This window comes from Sphingomonas faeni, assembly GCF_023195535.1.
Classification (GTDB): Bacteria; Pseudomonadota; Alphaproteobacteria; order Sphingomonadales; family Sphingomonadaceae; genus Sphingomonas; species Sphingomonas faeni_B.
Genome location: NZ_JALPNF010000008.1, coordinates 39,542 through 56,329, shown reverse-complemented (window position 1 = coordinate 56,329; position 16,788 = coordinate 39,542). Strand labels below are relative to the sequence as shown.

General features: G+C 64.5%; 11 protein-coding genes. 3 read left to right on the top strand and 8 right to left on the bottom strand.

The annotated features are described in order from the left end of the window. Nucleotides 1–20: 20 nt before the first annotated feature. A complete protein-coding gene (locus tag SPHN_RS14460) occupies nucleotides 21–4,244 on the bottom strand; it encodes a glycosyltransferase (protein ID WP_248524427.1) in 4,224 nt (1,407 codons plus the stop codon). A gap of 148 nt (nucleotides 4,245–4,392) precedes the next feature. Here SPHN_RS14460 and SPHN_RS14455 point away from each other — a divergent pair, with 148 nt between their 5' ends. Beyond that, nucleotides 4,393–5,733, top strand: coding sequence for a class I SAM-dependent methyltransferase (locus SPHN_RS14455; protein WP_248524426.1), 1,341 nt, complete (start codon nucleotides 4,393–4,395; stop codon nucleotides 5,731–5,733). A 29-nt stretch (nucleotides 5,734–5,762) separates the two neighbouring features. Here the strand turns inward: SPHN_RS14455 and SPHN_RS14450 are convergent, their stop codons facing one another. From SPHN_RS14450 to SPHN_RS14420, 7 genes are all read right to left on the bottom strand, one after another. Beyond that, nucleotides 5,763–7,037, bottom strand: coding sequence for a glycosyltransferase family 4 protein (locus SPHN_RS14450; RefSeq protein ID WP_248524516.1), 1,275 nt, complete (start codon nucleotides 7,035–7,037; stop codon nucleotides 5,763–5,765). 23 nt (nucleotides 7,038–7,060) lie between these two features. Continuing rightward, complete coding sequence (locus SPHN_RS14445; protein WP_248524425.1) at nucleotides 7,061–8,386, bottom strand: capsule biosynthesis protein; 1,326 nt, start codon at nucleotides 8,384–8,386, stop codon at nucleotides 7,061–7,063. After that, entirely contained in the window at nucleotides 8,383–9,975 is a 1,593-nt protein-coding gene (locus SPHN_RS14440; RefSeq protein ID WP_248524424.1) for a beta-3-deoxy-D-manno-oct-2-ulosonic acid transferase, read from the bottom strand. Before SPHN_RS14440 ends, SPHN_RS14445 begins: the two co-directional genes overlap by 4 nt. Further along, the gene (locus SPHN_RS14435; RefSeq protein ID WP_248524423.1) at nucleotides 9,965–11,011 is read right to left on the bottom strand and encodes a lipopolysaccharide biosynthesis protein; all 1,047 of its coding nucleotides are present in this window, start codon (nucleotides 11,009–11,011) and stop codon (nucleotides 9,965–9,967) included. The genes SPHN_RS14440 and SPHN_RS14435 overlap by 11 nt, the downstream gene beginning before the upstream one ends. A gap of 176 nt (nucleotides 11,012–11,187) precedes the next feature. Next, nucleotides 11,188–11,991, bottom strand: coding sequence for an ABC transporter permease (locus SPHN_RS14430; protein WP_248524422.1), 804 nt, complete (start codon nucleotides 11,989–11,991; stop codon nucleotides 11,188–11,190). After that, complete coding sequence (locus SPHN_RS14425; RefSeq protein WP_248524421.1) at nucleotides 11,992–13,338, bottom strand: glycosyltransferase family 4 protein; 1,347 nt, start codon at nucleotides 13,336–13,338, stop codon at nucleotides 11,992–11,994. It abuts the gene before it with no gap. Beyond that, complete coding sequence (locus tag SPHN_RS14420) at nucleotides 13,328–14,764, bottom strand: glycosyltransferase family 4 protein (RefSeq protein ID WP_248524420.1); 1,437 nt, start codon at nucleotides 14,762–14,764, stop codon at nucleotides 13,328–13,330. The genes SPHN_RS14425 and SPHN_RS14420 overlap by 11 nt, the downstream gene beginning before the upstream one ends. A gap of 26 nt (nucleotides 14,765–14,790) precedes the next feature. On the opposite strand from SPHN_RS14420, the gene SPHN_RS14415 reads away from it, so the two are divergent. Both SPHN_RS14415 and SPHN_RS14410 read left to right on the top strand, forming a co-directional pair. Further along, a complete protein-coding gene (locus tag SPHN_RS14415) occupies nucleotides 14,791–15,462 on the top strand; it encodes an ABC transporter ATP-binding protein (RefSeq protein WP_248524419.1) in 672 nt (223 codons plus the stop codon). A 180-nt stretch (nucleotides 15,463–15,642) separates the two neighbouring features. Continuing rightward, nucleotides 15,643–16,716, top strand: coding sequence for a polysaccharide biosynthesis/export family protein (locus tag SPHN_RS14410; protein ID WP_248524418.1), 1,074 nt, complete (start codon nucleotides 15,643–15,645; stop codon nucleotides 16,714–16,716). Nucleotides 16,717–16,788 lie beyond the last annotated feature (72 nt).

Below are 16,788 nucleotides of genomic sequence, written 5' to 3'. Positions count from 1 at the left end.
GACAGCGTCATCGGATGCGATTACGAAGCTCCGACGGCGACAGGGGCGATCCGGTCCGCCAGCCGCTCGGTGAACGCCGTCATCGTGAACATCGCCTCGTAGACCGCGCGTGCCGGCACCCGCACCGATTCCCGCAACGCGCGATCCTCGATCAGTCGGGTCAGCATCGCGGCGAGATCGGCCGCGCGCGCGGTGGGATAAACGAAGCCCGACACCTCGTGCTCGATATAATCGGACGTCCCGGTGCTGTCGCTGCACACGATCGTCTTGCCCAGCGCGAGCGCGTCGGACGCCACCAGCGGCAGCGGATCGTCGCGCGACGGGACCAGCACGATGTCCATATCGGCCAAGCAATACCAATAGTCCGGATGCCCCTTTTCACCGTGGAAATGGAGGCCGTCCTGTCGTTGCCACGTGCGCCGGACCTTCTGCTGAAACTCGGGATCGTGATCGCGGCCGAAGAACTCGAGCGTGGCATTCGCGCGGACGCCAGGTTCGATCATCGCAAAGGCCTGCGCGGCGATATCCTGGCCCTTGCGGGGCTCGAACGACCCGAACACGCCGATCCGGACGACGTCCGACCGCGCGGCCACCGGATACAGGCCCCTCGGATCGGCGATTCCGGTCTCCAGCAGACGCGACGCCACGCCGTGCCTGCGTAACGCCGCTGCGGTCCGCGTGCTGACCGCGAGGATATTGCGCGCCGATTTCAGGACTGCGTGGAATCCGTCGATGTCGCGGACCATCTCGTCGATCAGCCCGGCTTCGTGCATGTACCAGCGTAGCTCCGTTTCGGCATCTAGCTGTTGTACGGCGCGCCAGCCGATGACCGTATTGACGATCACGGTATCGAAATTGCAGGCGAAATCACGGAAGCTCGCAGTGCCGGTCAGTGCAAGCGCATCGATGATGACGGGGATATCGGCCTCGGCAAGGCGGGTGCGCATCGGGCCGTCGGTCGGGCACGTCACGACGACGAACGCGCCCGACTGTTTCAGCGCGATCGCCATGTCCACAGCGACACGCGGGGCACCGCTGTTGGTCAGGTCGTGCGACAGGATCAGGATGTCGGGTCCATTGCCCGCGTAGCGCGTCTTGCCGGGATGAATGCGATAGGGCTCTTGGGAATCCACATAGCTGATCCCGCTCATCGTCGGCGGAAAATACGGATCGTCGGCGATCAGCGCCGGAAAGCGCTTGAGCAGGAAGATGTCGGCCTTGCTTTTTTTCCAGCGCGATCCCGGCGGCAGGTCGGGATCGCCCCCGATCACGGCGCCGATCGACGCGTGGCCGATATGGATCAGCTCGGCATGCGGCGTGTAGACCAGCCGGTATCCTGCCTCGCGCATCCGCAGGCTGAGATCGACGTCGGAATGCGCGATGCCGACGTTCTGCGCATCCCATCCGCCAAGCTCCCGAAACAGGCTGGCCGGCATCGCGCAACACGCGCCACACAACAGGCCGACGTCGCGGGTCGATTGCGCCAGGTTGAAATGGGTCGCGGTATTGCGGGGAAAGGCGTGGAATGTCGTTCCCGTCAGTCGCCGCAGGCCAACCGCCATGCCGGCATATTGGATACGCCCGTTCTCGTAGAGCAGCTTGGGGCTGACGCCGCCGACCCCGGGACGGACGAGTTGCTCCAGCAGAACTTCGATCCAGTCGTGCGTCACGACCAGCACGTCGTCGTTGTGGAACACGAGATAGTCGCCCTGCGCGATCGCAGCACCGGCATTGCATTTCGCGGAGAAATTATACGGCGCATCGAAGATCGCGAAGCGGATGCGCGGTCCGTCCAGCCACTCGCGACACTGCGCGGCCGTCCGGGAATTGGTGACGATCACGATCTCGTATCGGGAATAGGCGGTCCAGGCGACGATCGACATCACCGTCCGGACGATGTGCGCGGAATCGTCGGACGGAATGATGATCGAGACGTGCTGATCGAACGTCGCATAGTCGGCCTGCGAACGGTTCGAGGACGGCAACGCAATCGCGCGACCGGCCCAGCCACGGCGATCCATCGCCGCCTGGACCGCAGCGATGTTAGTCCGCCGTGCCTCGGGCTTGCCCCCGCTTGCGGCAGATCCCTCGATCATCCGCCAGCCGTACAGGATTTTGCGGATGTGATGGACGATCGGCGCGGTCTCCGAAATGCGCAGCGCGAGATCGTAATCCTGCGAGAAATCATACGCGCTGCGAAAACCACCGACCGACCGGACGAGCGACGATCGATATACCGACAGGTGTCCGGTATACATCACCGACATCAGCAGCGCCGGACTCCAGTCGGGCTTGGTCAGCAGTTCGTCGGGCTGGTCGTCGGTCCCGATCTTGCACTCGTCGCTGTAGAGCCAGTCGGTATCGGGCGCCGCTTCGATCCGTGCCGCGACGATTTCGAGCGCGTCGACCGTCAGCATGTCGTCGTGATCGAACAACGCGACATACTCGCTGGTGGCCAGGTCGAGCGCGCGGTTGGTGGCATCCGCAATCCCGCCGTTGCGCCGGGCGCCAACGAACTTGATACGCGCATCGCCCGCGCAGAACCGCTCGACGATGTCCGTCAACGCGGTTTCCCGCGAACAGTCGTCGACGATGCACAATTCCCAATTGGCGTAGGTCTGCGCGAGCACCGACAGGAGCGCCCGCTCGAGGTAGAGGATCGGCGAACGGTAGATCGGCAGGATGGAAATCCTTACCCCCTCGGTCACCGTGCCGACGCGGTCGTGATCGAGGCGGAACCGGCTGGCGAGATCACGCTGGCTCGCCCGATAGCGCCCTGGCACCCCGGCCGGCGGGACATCCGCATCGCCGCCGTTCGGCGCAATGTCGTGCAGCGGCAGCACGCCGAACAACGTCACCACCTCGGTTGCCGTGGCGGCGGTGGCGGCGTGGAGGTCTCGGACCGCGGCATCGAGCAGGGCGGGATCGCGACGCAGCAATTCGAGCTTCGCCATAGCGTACCGGTCGGGGAACAGGCCCGCGTCGCCGCCGGGGGGATTGCCGATCAGCCGCTGGACCACCTCGGTCGCAGCGGTGATCCGCTCGTCGACGGATCGCTCGGCTTCCAGGCGCAGCGGTGGTGGCCGGACGCCGAACTCGGACGGCCGGAGTTCGTCGAACTTCGCACCGGCCAGCGCCTGCTCACGGCCGATGAAATGCACGTATAGTTCAAGCGCGCTTTCGCCTCCGATCGGCGAACCCCCAAAGGTTTCGAGAACCCGACCGGGCTGGAACCCGGCGATCGGGGTGACGCCCGCGGCATCGCCATAGTCCAGATAATGAATGAGCGCGCCGTCCGTCGGATCCATGTCGGACATCGACCCCCGGTAGCATGCCGCATCGAACAGCGGCGTCGGGCTGACGGCGCGATCCGGCGCTGTCGTCAGATAGTGAAGGACCGCCACGATGCCGTCGCGGGCCGCGTCGGGATGCTGTTCGCGGTACCAGGCGCCGGCGAACAGCGGATGCGGATCGAGCCCGTTCGGCCCACCGACTTTCAGGAAATGATCGAGCAGGTTGGCGCCCGGCGACAGGTCTCCCGTGACTTGCGAGCGATAGAAGCGGCTGTCGAACAGACGATGCGGTTCATGGCCCTCGGCGGCGCCGACGGTCGCATAATGCTGGGCAGCGTCCATGTCGGCGCCGACGTCGTACCGCTGTCGATACCAGCGTTCGTCGAACAAGGGCGACGAGCCGATCGTGTCGCCATGGACCAGGTTCGGGTCTGGCGACGCTGCCGCTGCGGGCGGCGGTAGATCGGCGGCAAGGACAACCGGATCGCGGGTCGGATCGGCGAAGAAGGCGTTGCGGGCGACCGCGATGTCTGCGGCGAGTTGCGGATCGCCGAGTTCGGTCGCCGCATCGACATTGGCATCCAGCGCATAGCCCGCGACATACGCAAAGCATGCCGCCGCCTGCTGCCCACGCATCTTGTGCAGATGGCCGATGTTGACGAGCAGATCCGAGTCGCGGGCATCGATCCTGTAGGCGGCATGATAGGCCTCCATCGACGCGACGAAATCGCGGGTCTCCTTCAGCGCGTGCCCCAATTGCACCTGGATCGCGAAATCGCCGGGAAAGGTTTCAAGGTGCCGGCGATAGGCATCGATCGCGCCCGCCCAGTCTCGAATGTCGCGCGAGGCATCGCCTGCGATCCGCTCGGCCGATCGCGCCGCGGATCCGAGCCCGACCCTGCCTGATTTGCCCATCAAACGCTCGAAACCCGCCTGAAATAAGTTGCTCATCGGTCTCTCTTATTCCGGGCCTGCGCTGCCGACACTATAAGATAAAGCTCCACGAAGGATATATGCGATCAAAGTATAGTCGTACAATTTCGGGACTTGGCCGCGCAAAACGAGTGACGATTACATTCTTCATCGCTACGACTCCAACATGCAAAGTCCGCCTTCCCCGTCGGCAATCGCCGCAACATTTGACATAGATACGGGTCCATTCGATTTCTGGCCGACTCGATCGAGCCGAATTCAAGGACTTGGCGGCTCCGAATCCTCCGAAGACCCGGCCTATGTCTTCCATACCCGCTATGTTTCGCTGGAGAGCAGCACGGTCCGCTGCTCGCTCGTCTTTACCGGGCTGACCGCGACGCTTGGCTCGATGATCGTTCGGGTCAACGCGTTGCCGCTGGACGGATCGCGCCCGGCCGAGACGATCAAGACCTGGCCGATCGCCGTGAAGGAGATCGTCGCGGCCGGCGGGACCATGCGGCTGACCTTCGATGCGGTCGACGGCATGCAATATGCGGTCCTCGGGCATCTCTATACCGAGACCGACGCCATCGCGCAGTCGTTCACGATCCTGCTCGACGCCGCCGTCCGCCAACCGCATTTCGAGCAACAGGTCGAGGCGGCCCGCAAGTCGATCTTCGGCCAACGCGTCTTCCGTCGCGCCTCGCGGTTGCTGGCACACGGCAAGGCGACGCTGGCCGATCCGGTATCGCAGACCTGCACCGCATCGCAGTTCAACGAGCCGGCCTATGACCAGTGGCTCGAACGCCTCAAGCTGGCGAAGCACCGCCATCGAAAGCAATGGGAATTCGTCTACATCCTTCAGACGCTCGAGCGTTACGGGATGCTCAAGGCGGGGGCGCGCGGTTTGGGCTTCGGCGTGGGCATCGAACCCCTGCCCGCAGCGATGGCGGCGATCGGCTGCTCGATCGTGGCGACCGATCTAGCCGCCGACGACGTCCGCAGCCGCGACTGGACCCTGACCAACCAGCATAGCGAAGGCCTCGACCAGCTTCGCTATCCCGAGATCTGTCCAAACGACGTCTTCGATCGCAACGTCGCGTTCCGCGTGGCCGACATGAACGCGATTCCCGCCGACCTGCGCGGGTTCGACTTCACCTGGTCGTCGTGCGCGTACGAGCATCTCGGATCGATCGAGGCCGGTCTCGATTTCGTCCGCAACGCGGTCCAGTGCCTCAATCCAGGCGGGCTCGCGGTACACACCACCGAACTCAATCTCACCTCGAACGACGCGACGATCGATAGCGGCGGCACCGTCCTGTTCCGGCGTCGCGATTTCGAACGGCTCGCGGTCGATCTCGTCTCGCGCGGGCATTTCGTCGCGCAGATCAAATATGATCTCGGCGACACGCAACAGGACGCCTATGTCGACGTGCCCCCCTATTCGGCGGACAACCATCTGAAGCTCGCGCTCGGTCAGTATGTCACGACCTCGTTCGGGATCGTCGTCCGCCGCGGCGATCGGTAACGTAGACCCCGGCGATGTGCGGCGCGTCGCTATCGCCCGATAGCGCCGACCGCATCGATCGTCGCCTCGACCACGTCGAGATGCTCCGCCCAGCTCACCGGCCGCCATCGCTCCATGCGTTCACGTTGCGCGGCACGGCGCGGCGATGCCGGTGCCGAATACGCCATGATCGCCTCGAGCCATCCCACGCCGTCGAGCGGATCGAGATAGTCGGGTGCCGCGCCGCCAACCTCGCGTAGCGCGGCGATGTCGCTGCAAATTACCGGAAGCCCGGCCGCGAGCGCTTCGCTGACCGGCATCCCGAAACCCTCGGCAAACGAGGGCAACAGCAACGCCTGCGCGCCGCCGAGCACCGCATGCATCTCGCGATCCGACATGTTCGACGCCTCGATCACGTAACCGGACAAGGCGGTACAGCGCTCGATCATGTCGATGGCGTTTTCATTTTCCCACCCGCGCCTGCCGATCAGCACGAGCCGCGGTGCCGCGCTGCCAAGCGTTTCCACCAGTCTGCGCCATATGTTGAGCAGCAGCAGATGGTTCTTGCGGGGCTCGATCGTCGCGACGCACACGAAATAGGGGCCGGCTGGAACCGTCGAAAGACTTGCCGGCCGGCTCACCGATGGCAGTTCGACGGGGTCGGTCCCGAGATGCGCGACCCGGATGACGCGGTCGCTGCGCATGTCCGTCAGATGTTCGCGGACGGCCTCTACCGTCGCCGCGGAATTGCCGATGATGCCACTGGCATGGCGGTCGATCGTTCGCATGGCCCTGAGATGCCGCGCCCTGCCGTCGATCCGGGCAAACTCCGGGTGCGTCAGCGGAATGACGTCGTGGATCAGCGATATCAGCCGCGCGGTCTCACGTTTCAGGATCGCCGCCACCAGGTCGATATCTTCCAGATGGTGATGCGACGCCTGAAGATAGATCCGCTGCCGCGCCGCGGTCGGCACCGGGCGCGGCCGAAGTGCCAGCAAGTGCCGATTGGCGGCGGCCCGCACCGCTTGGGGGTCGAGCACGTCCGGGTTTCGCCACCGCGCATCGGTGAAGCTGAGAAACTGCCGCACCGCCCCGACCGGCAGTCGGCCGTAATAGCCCCCCGCGGGATGCACCGCGGCGAACGCGAGCCGGTTCGGCATACGGTGCAGCAATTCGCGCGCGTAGACGAACTCGACCCGGTCGATCCCGGTCGGCGTCACATGATAGGATCGGCTCAGCAGGCGCGACAGGTCGAGCACGACCTCCGCGTCGACGCTGGCACGGCCGCCAAGCCACCGCGGCACGAGCGTCCGGCTAAGCAGCATCGGGGCGAATGCACGAAACGGCTTCAAACGCCGTCTTCATCATGTGCGCCAAGCTCACCGTCGGCGTCGCGGTCGTCGCTACCAGTGCCTGCCGCAGTATCCGCCGCAGTATCCGCCGGCTCAGGGGTTTGTGCGACCACGGGCTCGCCGGTCAGGCGCCGTTCGGCGTGCCGGACGAGCATCGCGATCCCTTCGTCGCTGAGATAGCCGCCGGGAATCAGGCATCGGTCGATCAGCACGCGCTTGAACGCGTCGTAAAGCGCGACGTCGACCGCCGGCGGATCGGCCCAGAACATATCGAGGGGTTCACGTCGGACGATCCCCTCAATATCGTAGATCGCCTCGCCGAGCACGGCCACCGGCACGCCCGAGTTCAACGCCAGCGTGCCGACCGTGCTGTTGACCGTCACGACCGCGCGCGCCTTGGCAACCAGATCCGAGATGTCGCCATCGCCGATATAGAAGACCCGGTCGGCGATGCCGTAACGGTGCGCTTCGCGGCGTACGAACCGTCGCCAACTCGACAGGCTGCCATCGAGGGGATGCCGCTTGACGATCAAATTGACCCCGGGCGGCGCCGACCGCGCAAAACTCTTGATGATGAACCGGAGCGCCGCACGCATGTCGCGAAACGGCGAATGGACGCGGATCTGATAGTCCGAATTCAATTGCAGCGGCAGCGCGAAATACGGCGTGTCGCCGATCGCCGCCATCGTCGCGGCGGACCGCCTGCGCTCGCGACGCCTGGTGATGAAGTGCACGGCCCAGCCAAGCGCCTCGCTGAGCATCGCGGCGGAGCGATGCGAGCGATAGAAGGGATATAATGGCCGGGTAAGCGCGCTGAGGATCGTATAGCGGCTGGTCTCGCGCAGGCGTCGTGCGAAGCTCGACGGGACCGGCGCCACCGGCGGGATCCCTGACAGGCGGCCTGCCTGGTCGCGGTACCAGTCGCCATCGCGCGGCAGGGTCGAGTTTCCGTTCACGCCGTCTTCCTGCAACGTCATGAAATCCGGTCGGATATAGCCTTCTTCGAACACATGGACGCGGATACCGCGCAGCTTGGCCATGCCATGCGCGGAGGCATGATGCGGCCTGCAATCGCCGAACAGGATGACGTCGGTGACGTGATGATCGACGACGAAATCATCGAAGAACAAGGGCCAGCCCTTCAGGGAGCTTCGGTAGTTCGTCGAAAACCCGCTCCAATCGGCGCGATCGCCGCCATTGAGGTTGATCCGGCGTATCGCATGGCCTTGCATGGCCAGCGCGGAGGCCAGTTGATCGAAAAAGGCACCATGCGGCCCCTGCAGGAACAGGAACGTATGCTTGCCACGGGTCGCCGGCGTCATCGGACACCCGCCGCAATCAGGACGCCCTGCCGCCGGAGTCGGCCAAGCGCCTGTCGGATCAGCGTAAACGCGGTGTCGGACCCGCCCTGCCCCGCCGCGATCCGGGCGATGAGCGTTTCGACTTCGCAGAACACACCCGTCACCGGATCGATGTACCGCGGATACAGGATGAGCGTGGCGGCAACGAGCTGATCGATCGTCAGCGTCCGGCGACGCCGCGCAGGTTGCTCGACACGGTCTTCGGTCAGTCCCCAGCCGGCGAAAAAAGGGCGACCGTGTACGGTGACCGGGCGTCCACGCATCAACGCCTCGAACCCGGTCAACGAGGTCAGGACGTGAACCGCATCGACCCGGCCGACCAGCGATAGCAACGCGCTATCCTGGTCGATACGGTCTACCCATTCTGCGCCCGCCAATGACGATATATGCCCCTTGCGATGGCCGGCGACGACGTCGGGGTGCGGTCGATAGACGATGAACGCATCGGGCTCGCAAGCCCGCACGCGCGCGAGAAATTGCAGGTTCGAGGCCACGCCTGCTCCGCCACACAGCACCGAGCGATCGTCCTCGACCTGACCGATTGCGAGGACGCAGCGACGATCGGGCAACGGCCTGACCATGCCGGCGGCGACACCGTATTTCCCGATATCATGATCGCAGATCAGGGTGCGCAGACGGCGCGCCCGTTCGATCAGATCGTCGGAAAAAACCTGTGTCTGGAGCAGTGTTTCGAGATCGCTCGGCCGGGCCGGGTCGTAATAGATACCCCGCGTGTCGATCGTGATCGAACTCGGCACACGGCCATCGGCGCCGAGGCCACTGGACCGGATGAAGCCATCCTCGACGATCTGAAGCTCGAGCCCTGCCGCTTGCGCGTCGCGGGCATAGTCGGCCGGTATCCGCGATGCCCAGCCCGCAATCGCTCGTCCCGACCGGCGGGCGGTGACGAGTGCCTTGTTTGCAGACGCTGCAACCGGACTTTGCCGTCCGTCCCACAGGAAGTTGCCGATCGCGGCTCGTTTCCAGAGCGCCATGCCGGTCATCACGCCGATCCCGCGATTGGCGTCGAGCGTTCGGCGCCAGTTTGCCAGTCGGAGGACGGTATCAGCCAATGTCGCGGGTCGATCCTCGAACGGGTCATGGCAGGCAAATGCGGTCAGCCGGTCGAGGCATGCGCGTTCGACCCGGGCCGGGTCGACGATCGTACCCGCCATGTCATGCACCGCAACGCCCGACAGCCAGGCGACGATCGCCAAATCGTCGTCGACATTGGCCTGCACGGCGGCACCCTGCGCGACCTGCGTCCAGGGATCGCGCTCGCCGTCCCAGAACGCGCCGCCGACGCGCGCCGCACGCAAGGCGTCCAGCGCATCACGCGCCTCTGCAAGACTTGGGGGCGTGCCGCCCGTCACGGTGATCGCCACCGGCGCCGCCGAGGGAAAGGGGGGCGCGCGCAGCAGCGGCAGGACGCTGGTCCCGTGCCGCAGCAGCGGCACGATGCTGGTCCCGTGCCGCAGCAGCGGCACGATGCTGGTCCCGTGCCCGCTCGTCATGCCGTGCGACGACACGCGGCCGCGCTCAGCTCGCATGTTCCCGAACACCGGCGGCGACCAGCCAGCCAAGGCCGTACAGCACCATCAACGCGATGAAGAGCGTGAGCAGCGACAGCGCACGCTTGGGATATTCGGAGCGGACCGGCATGTTCGCATCGACGATCCGGACGATGTAGAGTTGCTGCCGAACCGCCTGCTGGCGCGCCGCTTCGAAGGCGGCGGACGCCGCGTCGGAGCGCTTCGACAGGAATTCCTGCTGCATGCGGAGACGCTCGTAATCGCCCAGCCCTGCTGCGATCGCATTGCCGCCGCCCGCAAGCTTTGCGGATTGCGCGGTGACCTGGGTCTGCAACGACCGCACCTGCTGCGACAGCGCGGCATATTGCGGATTGCGCGTGCCGATCAGGCTTACCGTCGTCGACAGCTGCGATCGTGCCGCGGACAACTCGGATTCCAGTTTCGATACCAGGCCGATCTGCGCTGCGATGGTACCTTGCGGGTTCACGTCCCTGCTGTCCTGTCGAAAATCGGTCGTTCGCGCCTGGACCTCGGTCAGGGCCGCTTCCGATTCGGCGAGTTGCTGGCGCGACAGTTTGACCGCATCGTCATAGGACCGGACGTTCATCGTATTGACCTGACCTTCGCCCAGCCTGAGCAGCCGGCGGGCGATGACATAGGCATCGGTCGGTCGGAACGCGCGGACCTTCAGGGTCGTGATGCCGGTGTCGGTGTCGTAGTGCACGTCGACCTGTTTGCGATAATATTTGAGCAGCGCTTCGGGGGTCGGTTCGGCGGAGGCCAGTCGGCTCAACCGATCGGCTTCGGGGCGCCGGAACCGCTCGACCAAACCGCTCTGTTTGCCGAGCGCGTCGACCGCGTCGTGCGACAGCAGAAAGTCCGCGACGCTGTTGGCCTCGCCCTGACCACCGCCGCCGCCGCCGCTCGCCCCGAGCAGCTTTTCGATGCTCGATCCGCTCGATGCCGGCGCCCCTTGCGCGCGCACCAGATAATGCGCTTCGGATTCATACTGATCCGCGGCGAACGCGTAGAGATAAGCGCGGCGGCAAGACACGGCAGCGCGACGACGACGAAGAACCAGCCATAATGCGTCCGGGCATAACGCCATCGCTCGCGGAGGCTCGGCGACGCCTCCGGCTCGACCGTCGCCGGGGACATGAAACCGTGCACCATGATGTTCTCCGAGGGTCGGCCTGCACTGAAGGCCGAGTATAGTGCCGTCACGGATCGTCACGGCATATGTATCTTGCGCTTCACGGCAGCAATTGCCAGCAGACCGACCAAGGTCGATCCAAATATCCAGCCTGCAAGATACCAGGCATCGATGAAGTACGGGACAGCACTGACAAACCAACCGTATCGCAACATTTCAAAAATATGCGACATCGGAATTACCGAGAAGAACGGCCTGAATTTCGCCGGCACCCATTGCATCATCACAAATACACCGGACAGGGGCAGCATGATGTAGGCTATCGGATGAACCAATCTTCCCATCGCTCTGTTTTCGAACGTGAAAGCACAGACGACGAGCGAAAGACCAAAGGCCAGGAAGAACATGCACGCCACGCCCAGGCATACGTAAAGCGGTCGCGCCGGAAGATCTGCGAGACCCATCGCCACCGCCAGGCTCATCAGGATCATGAACGACAGGATACAGCCAGCCGCTTCGAGCAGGGCACGGGCGAGTAGGATGTCGAAGATCGTGACGGTCTTGTGGTACAACAGCGGCAGATTGGCTTCCAATGCCCCTTCCGCCCGCCCGAAGATGCTGCGGAACATGATGAAGATGCAATAGCCGATCAGCGCGAACGGCACCGGTTTGACGTCGTTGCCGAAATGCCCGCCGGTCTGCTGGTGCAGCAAGGCGATCATCGTCGCCAGCATCATCGGCTCCAGGATGAGCCAGACATAGCCGATATTGTCGCGACCATAGCGCGTGTGCAGTTCGCGCATGATCAGCGCGCCGATCACGTTGCCCTGGACCTTGAGCCCCCGGCGCAGCGAGCCGCGCGGCGCGATACGCGTTGCCATCTATTCCCACCCCCTGGGCATATTGCGTCGGGTCCGTAGCCCCCCGGCCAGGATCGTGTCGTACATCGCGCCGAGCCGCGCGCGGTAGCGATCCTGCGTGAACACTTGCGCCTGCTCGGTGCCGGCCGCCACGAGCCGATCCGCCAGCGCGTCGTCGGTATCGAGCGCGAGGATGGCGACGGTCAGCGCGCCGACGTCGTATGGGTCCACCATCAATGCCGCCTGCCCCGCGACCTCCGGCAACGAACTCCGGTCGGACGTTATGACCGGCGTGCCAAGCTGCATCGCTTCGAGGACGGGAAGCCCGAACCCCTCGTACAAGGACGGGAAGATCACCCCCTTGGCGTTCGCGATCAGCTGCAGCAACAGCGCGCGCGGCAGATATTGCAGCCGGATGACCTGGCTCGCCACGCGCCTGCCAAAGGCATTGTGCGATCCTGCCGCTCCGGTCGCGAGCAGGCGAAGCTCCTCGTCGGCCTGCCATGCGCCAGCGCCGACCAGGACGAGCGGCGTCTTCACCTGGCTGCCGAGATAGGCCTCGATCAACCGACCGACATTCTTCTTGGGCTCGATCGCGCCGTAATACAGGAAATAGCCGCGCGGCTTCAGCCCGAACAACGCGGTGACGTCGCCGACATGGTCCTGCCGCGTCTGCGCGGTCGAGACGCATTGATAGGTGTTGGTGATGCGGTCCCCGGCGATACCGAACTGCGCGATCACATCGTCACGACTCGACTCCGACACGGTGCAGACATGGTCCGCCGCGCGCACGATCGTCTCGATCATCCGGTAATAGAGCCGCTTTCGGTCGAGCGTCGCATAGGGGAGCTTGAGCGGCACCAGATCATGCAGCGTGTAGACATTGCTCGTCCCCTGCATCCGGATCGGCACGGGGTAGGTCCAGTGCATGATGTGCGGCGGATCGGAGACCCGGATCGGCAGGAACCGTCCGGTCCGCGCAAAATATCGGTCGGCACGCTCGAACAGCCGGGCGGAACTCATGATCCGCTCGAATCGCGGCAGTCGCCGTGCGATCGCGCCCTGGACGATCAATCCCCGCATCGGAACGTCGAACATCTGCGTCCGCCGATATTGGCCGAACCACTCCCGCACCGCCCGCACTGCCGCGAGCCCGGGGCCTTGCGGAATTCCCCGCCCGAGCGCCTCGTAGAACAGGATCTCGCGCAGTTCCGGGTGAATCCCCACGGGTATCCCGAATACGCCGTCCAGGCGCGCGCCCAACGACGTGATCGCGTCGCCAAGAGCCTGGCCATAGGTCGCGACCCCGGTGCCGTGCGGCAAAGCGAGGTTGAACCCGTCGATCGCGATCCGCACGTCAGCGTTCACCCGCGGTCTCCAATTCGGGCCACACGCCATCGGCGATCCGCGCGTCGATCAAGCGATCGTACAGCATGGTCAGCCGCCGGCCGAATGCCGCCGGCCGGAACGCCTCCGCCCGGTGCAGCCCACGCCTGACCAACGCCCCGCGCAGGACGTCGTCGGCAACGATCCGCCGGAGCGCTTCGGCGATCGCCGGCGCATCGGTCGGATCGACCAACAGGCCCGCGCCGCCCGCAATCTCCTGCAATGCGCCACGATCCGACGTCAGAACCGGCGTTCCCAACGCCATCGCCTCCGCCACGGGCAACCCGAACCCTTCTTCCAGCGACAGCAGGACCAGTGCCCGTGCGTTGCGGATCAGGTCGATCAGTACCGGCCTGTCCTGATACGGCAGCACGAGCGCACCGGCGCGTTCGAGCTCGCGGCGCAGCGCACCGCCGTGGGCGCCATCGGGCCCCGCCACCACCAGCGGCATGCCGCAGCCGCTGACCCTCCACGCGCCCGCAAGCCGAGCGAGGTTCTTGCGGGGTTCGATCACGCCGCAGAAAAAGAGATAACCGTCCGGGCGCAGGTCATAGGGCAAGATCCCATCACCGCGTTCCTCCGGATGAGAATCAGCCCTGCCACTCTCACCGGTACCGGGGAGGTATGCCGTGCCCACGCCACGTGTACCGACAAGCTCGGCCAGGCCGCTGCCGCAATCGGTGACCAGGTCCGCCGGGACCACCAGCGCATCGAGGATCGTCCGGCGCGCCCAGGCGGATACCGTCACGATCCGATCGGTGCGCGCGGCGATTGCGAGCAGGCATGCCTGTAGCCGATCCGCATCGATCGGCGACAGATCGGGTCGACGCAACGGGATCACATCGTGCACGGTGTGGACGTTGATCCATCCGTCGACGATCGCGGGGATGGGATACGTCCAGTGCATCACGCCGACGGGCTGCGGCGGGGTCAGCCGCAACAGCGTGCCGTGCCGTCTGAAATGGATATGCGCGAGCCTGAAGACGTCTTGTCGCCACAAGGCCGGCGGATCGCACGCCAGCAGGTCCATTGCCGGGGCACCGCGAGCCGGTACATGCGATGTCGGGGCATCGCGTCTCGACACCTCACCCTTCGGTGCACTGCAATTCTGCGCATGGGCGCCATCGCCGCCATCGCCGGCGTACGATTTCAACAACAACCGACGCGGCCGCGACGACCATGCCGACAGCCACCGCGATGCCGCCTCGCGCCGCGTGCTCGGCACGCCGAAACGACCGACCGAACCATCGTGCAAGGCCATCGTCGTGCGGCCCGCGATAGCGAGTGCGGCCAGTACCGCCCGACGGTAGCTCGCGACCCCGGTGGCGGCAGTTCCTGCCAATCGGGCATCGACGGCAATCTTCACCTTCTTATGAACGGCGCGGTCGAGTACAGCCCGAGTTGTCATCCCTTCCATGCGGAGCATTCGACGCGATGATCGCCTTCGAGAATGTCTACAAGAAATATCACGGGCGTGGTTTTGATAATGCCGTACTCAATGATGTGAATATGGTCATTAAACGCGGTGACAGTATTGGTGTTTGCGGCGCCAATGGTGTCGGCAAATCGACCTTGATGCGGATGATTTCGGGTGTCGAGCGGCCGACGTCGGGCGTAATCAAGCGCACCATGACGACATCTTGGCCGATCGGCTATGCCAGCGCGTTCCAGGCGGGCCTCACCGGTGCCGACAACGCCCGATTCATCGCCCGCATCTATGGCCGGGATCCGCAAGAACTGCTCGACTATGTTCAGGATTTTGCGCAACTTGGCTCCTATATCCATGAACCTGTCAACACCTACTCGGCAGGCATGTCCGCACGTCTGGCGTTCGGTGTATCACTCGCCATAGACTTTGATTGCTACATCGTCGACGAAATTACGGGCGCGGGGGACGAACGTTTCAGAATCAAGTCTGAAGAGGCACTTACCGCGCGTAGAGACCGTGGAACCCTAGTCATGGTCTCGCATGATACGCACGCATTATTTCGATATTGTGAGCGTGGTGCGGTCGTATTCGGTGGAGTTGTAACGTTATACGACACGATTCAAGAAGCAGCCGATGTTCATCACAGGCTACAAAGCTTTCCGCCGCCGCCACGTTGATTCGATTGTTTTCAGCAACGTGCTGATTTAATGGAGGACCGGGGAAAGCCGATCGATTCATTTTTCCTTTCTGCCGTTTTATTGGAAGACTGATCGATGACAGTGTCTGAAAATTACAATTCACGGCGCCGATACGGGAAACCTCTGGCGAGGGTCATCCTGTCATGTGTCGGACTTGGCGTGATCGGGGGGTGCGCGACCCTGCCGGCCGCCGGCCCGACCGCGGCACAGATCCGGCGTGCGGAGATCAAGGACAACGGCACGGGGTTCCGGATCGTCGACATCGACGCGGCAACGACGGCGCGTCTTGCCATCCATGGAGCCCCCGCCGCACCGCTAGCGGCGCTGGACGAAGTCGGTCGCACCGACACGCTGGGGCCCGGCGACACGCTGTCGATCCACATTTTCGAGGTCGGCGTGACGCTGTTTACGCGCGGCAATGGCGCCACCGCCCAAAGCAGCTTCACGCCCTCGGCATCGGGCACCGATCTTACCGTTCGCGTGGACTCCGCCGGCAATGTGCAATTGCCGTATGTCGGTCGCATCCCGGTTGCCGGCAAGACACCCGGCGAAGTCGAACGGACGATCGAACACGGTATGATCGGTTTGTCGCAACGCCCTCAGGTCGTCGTGGCGGTCATGGCGAACGCGTTCAATGTCTTCTATGTTTCCGGCGATATCCGGACCCCGGGCCGGTTCGAACTGGGCCTGCCGCGTGAACGGTTGCTCGATGCGATCGCGCGCGCCGGGGGCACCACCAACCAGCCCAACGACATGATCGTGCGCCTCACCCGCAGCGCGCGGTCTGCCGAAACGCGGCTCAGCGAAATCGATGCGTCGGGCGACCAGAACATCGCGCTGCTGCCGGGCGATCGGGTCGAATTGTTCAACCGGCCGCGGACGTTCCTGGTTTTCGGTGCAACCGAGAAGGTCTCGCAGGTCGCATTCGGTGCAAGCTCCCTGTCGTTGGCCGAGGCGATGGCGCGGATCGGAGGACCCAGCGAGCGTACCGCCGACCCGGCCGCGGTCTATCTCTTTCGCTACGACACGTCGCTGGGTGCCGAACCCAAGCCGGTCGTCTACCGCCTGAACATGGTCCGCGCCGACAGCTATTTCCTATCGCAACGCGTCGAGATGCAGGACAAGGACGTCATCTACGTCTCCAGCGCCGCCGCCAATGCGCCGGCCAAGATGACGCAGATCATCGGCCAGCTCTTCACCCCGCTAGCGATCGGCCGCAGCCTGACGCGGTAACCGTCGGCACAGGTGATTCGGACTAGACCGGAAACGATCGGCGACGGGAACGACCTTCCCCGGCCGGCTCCG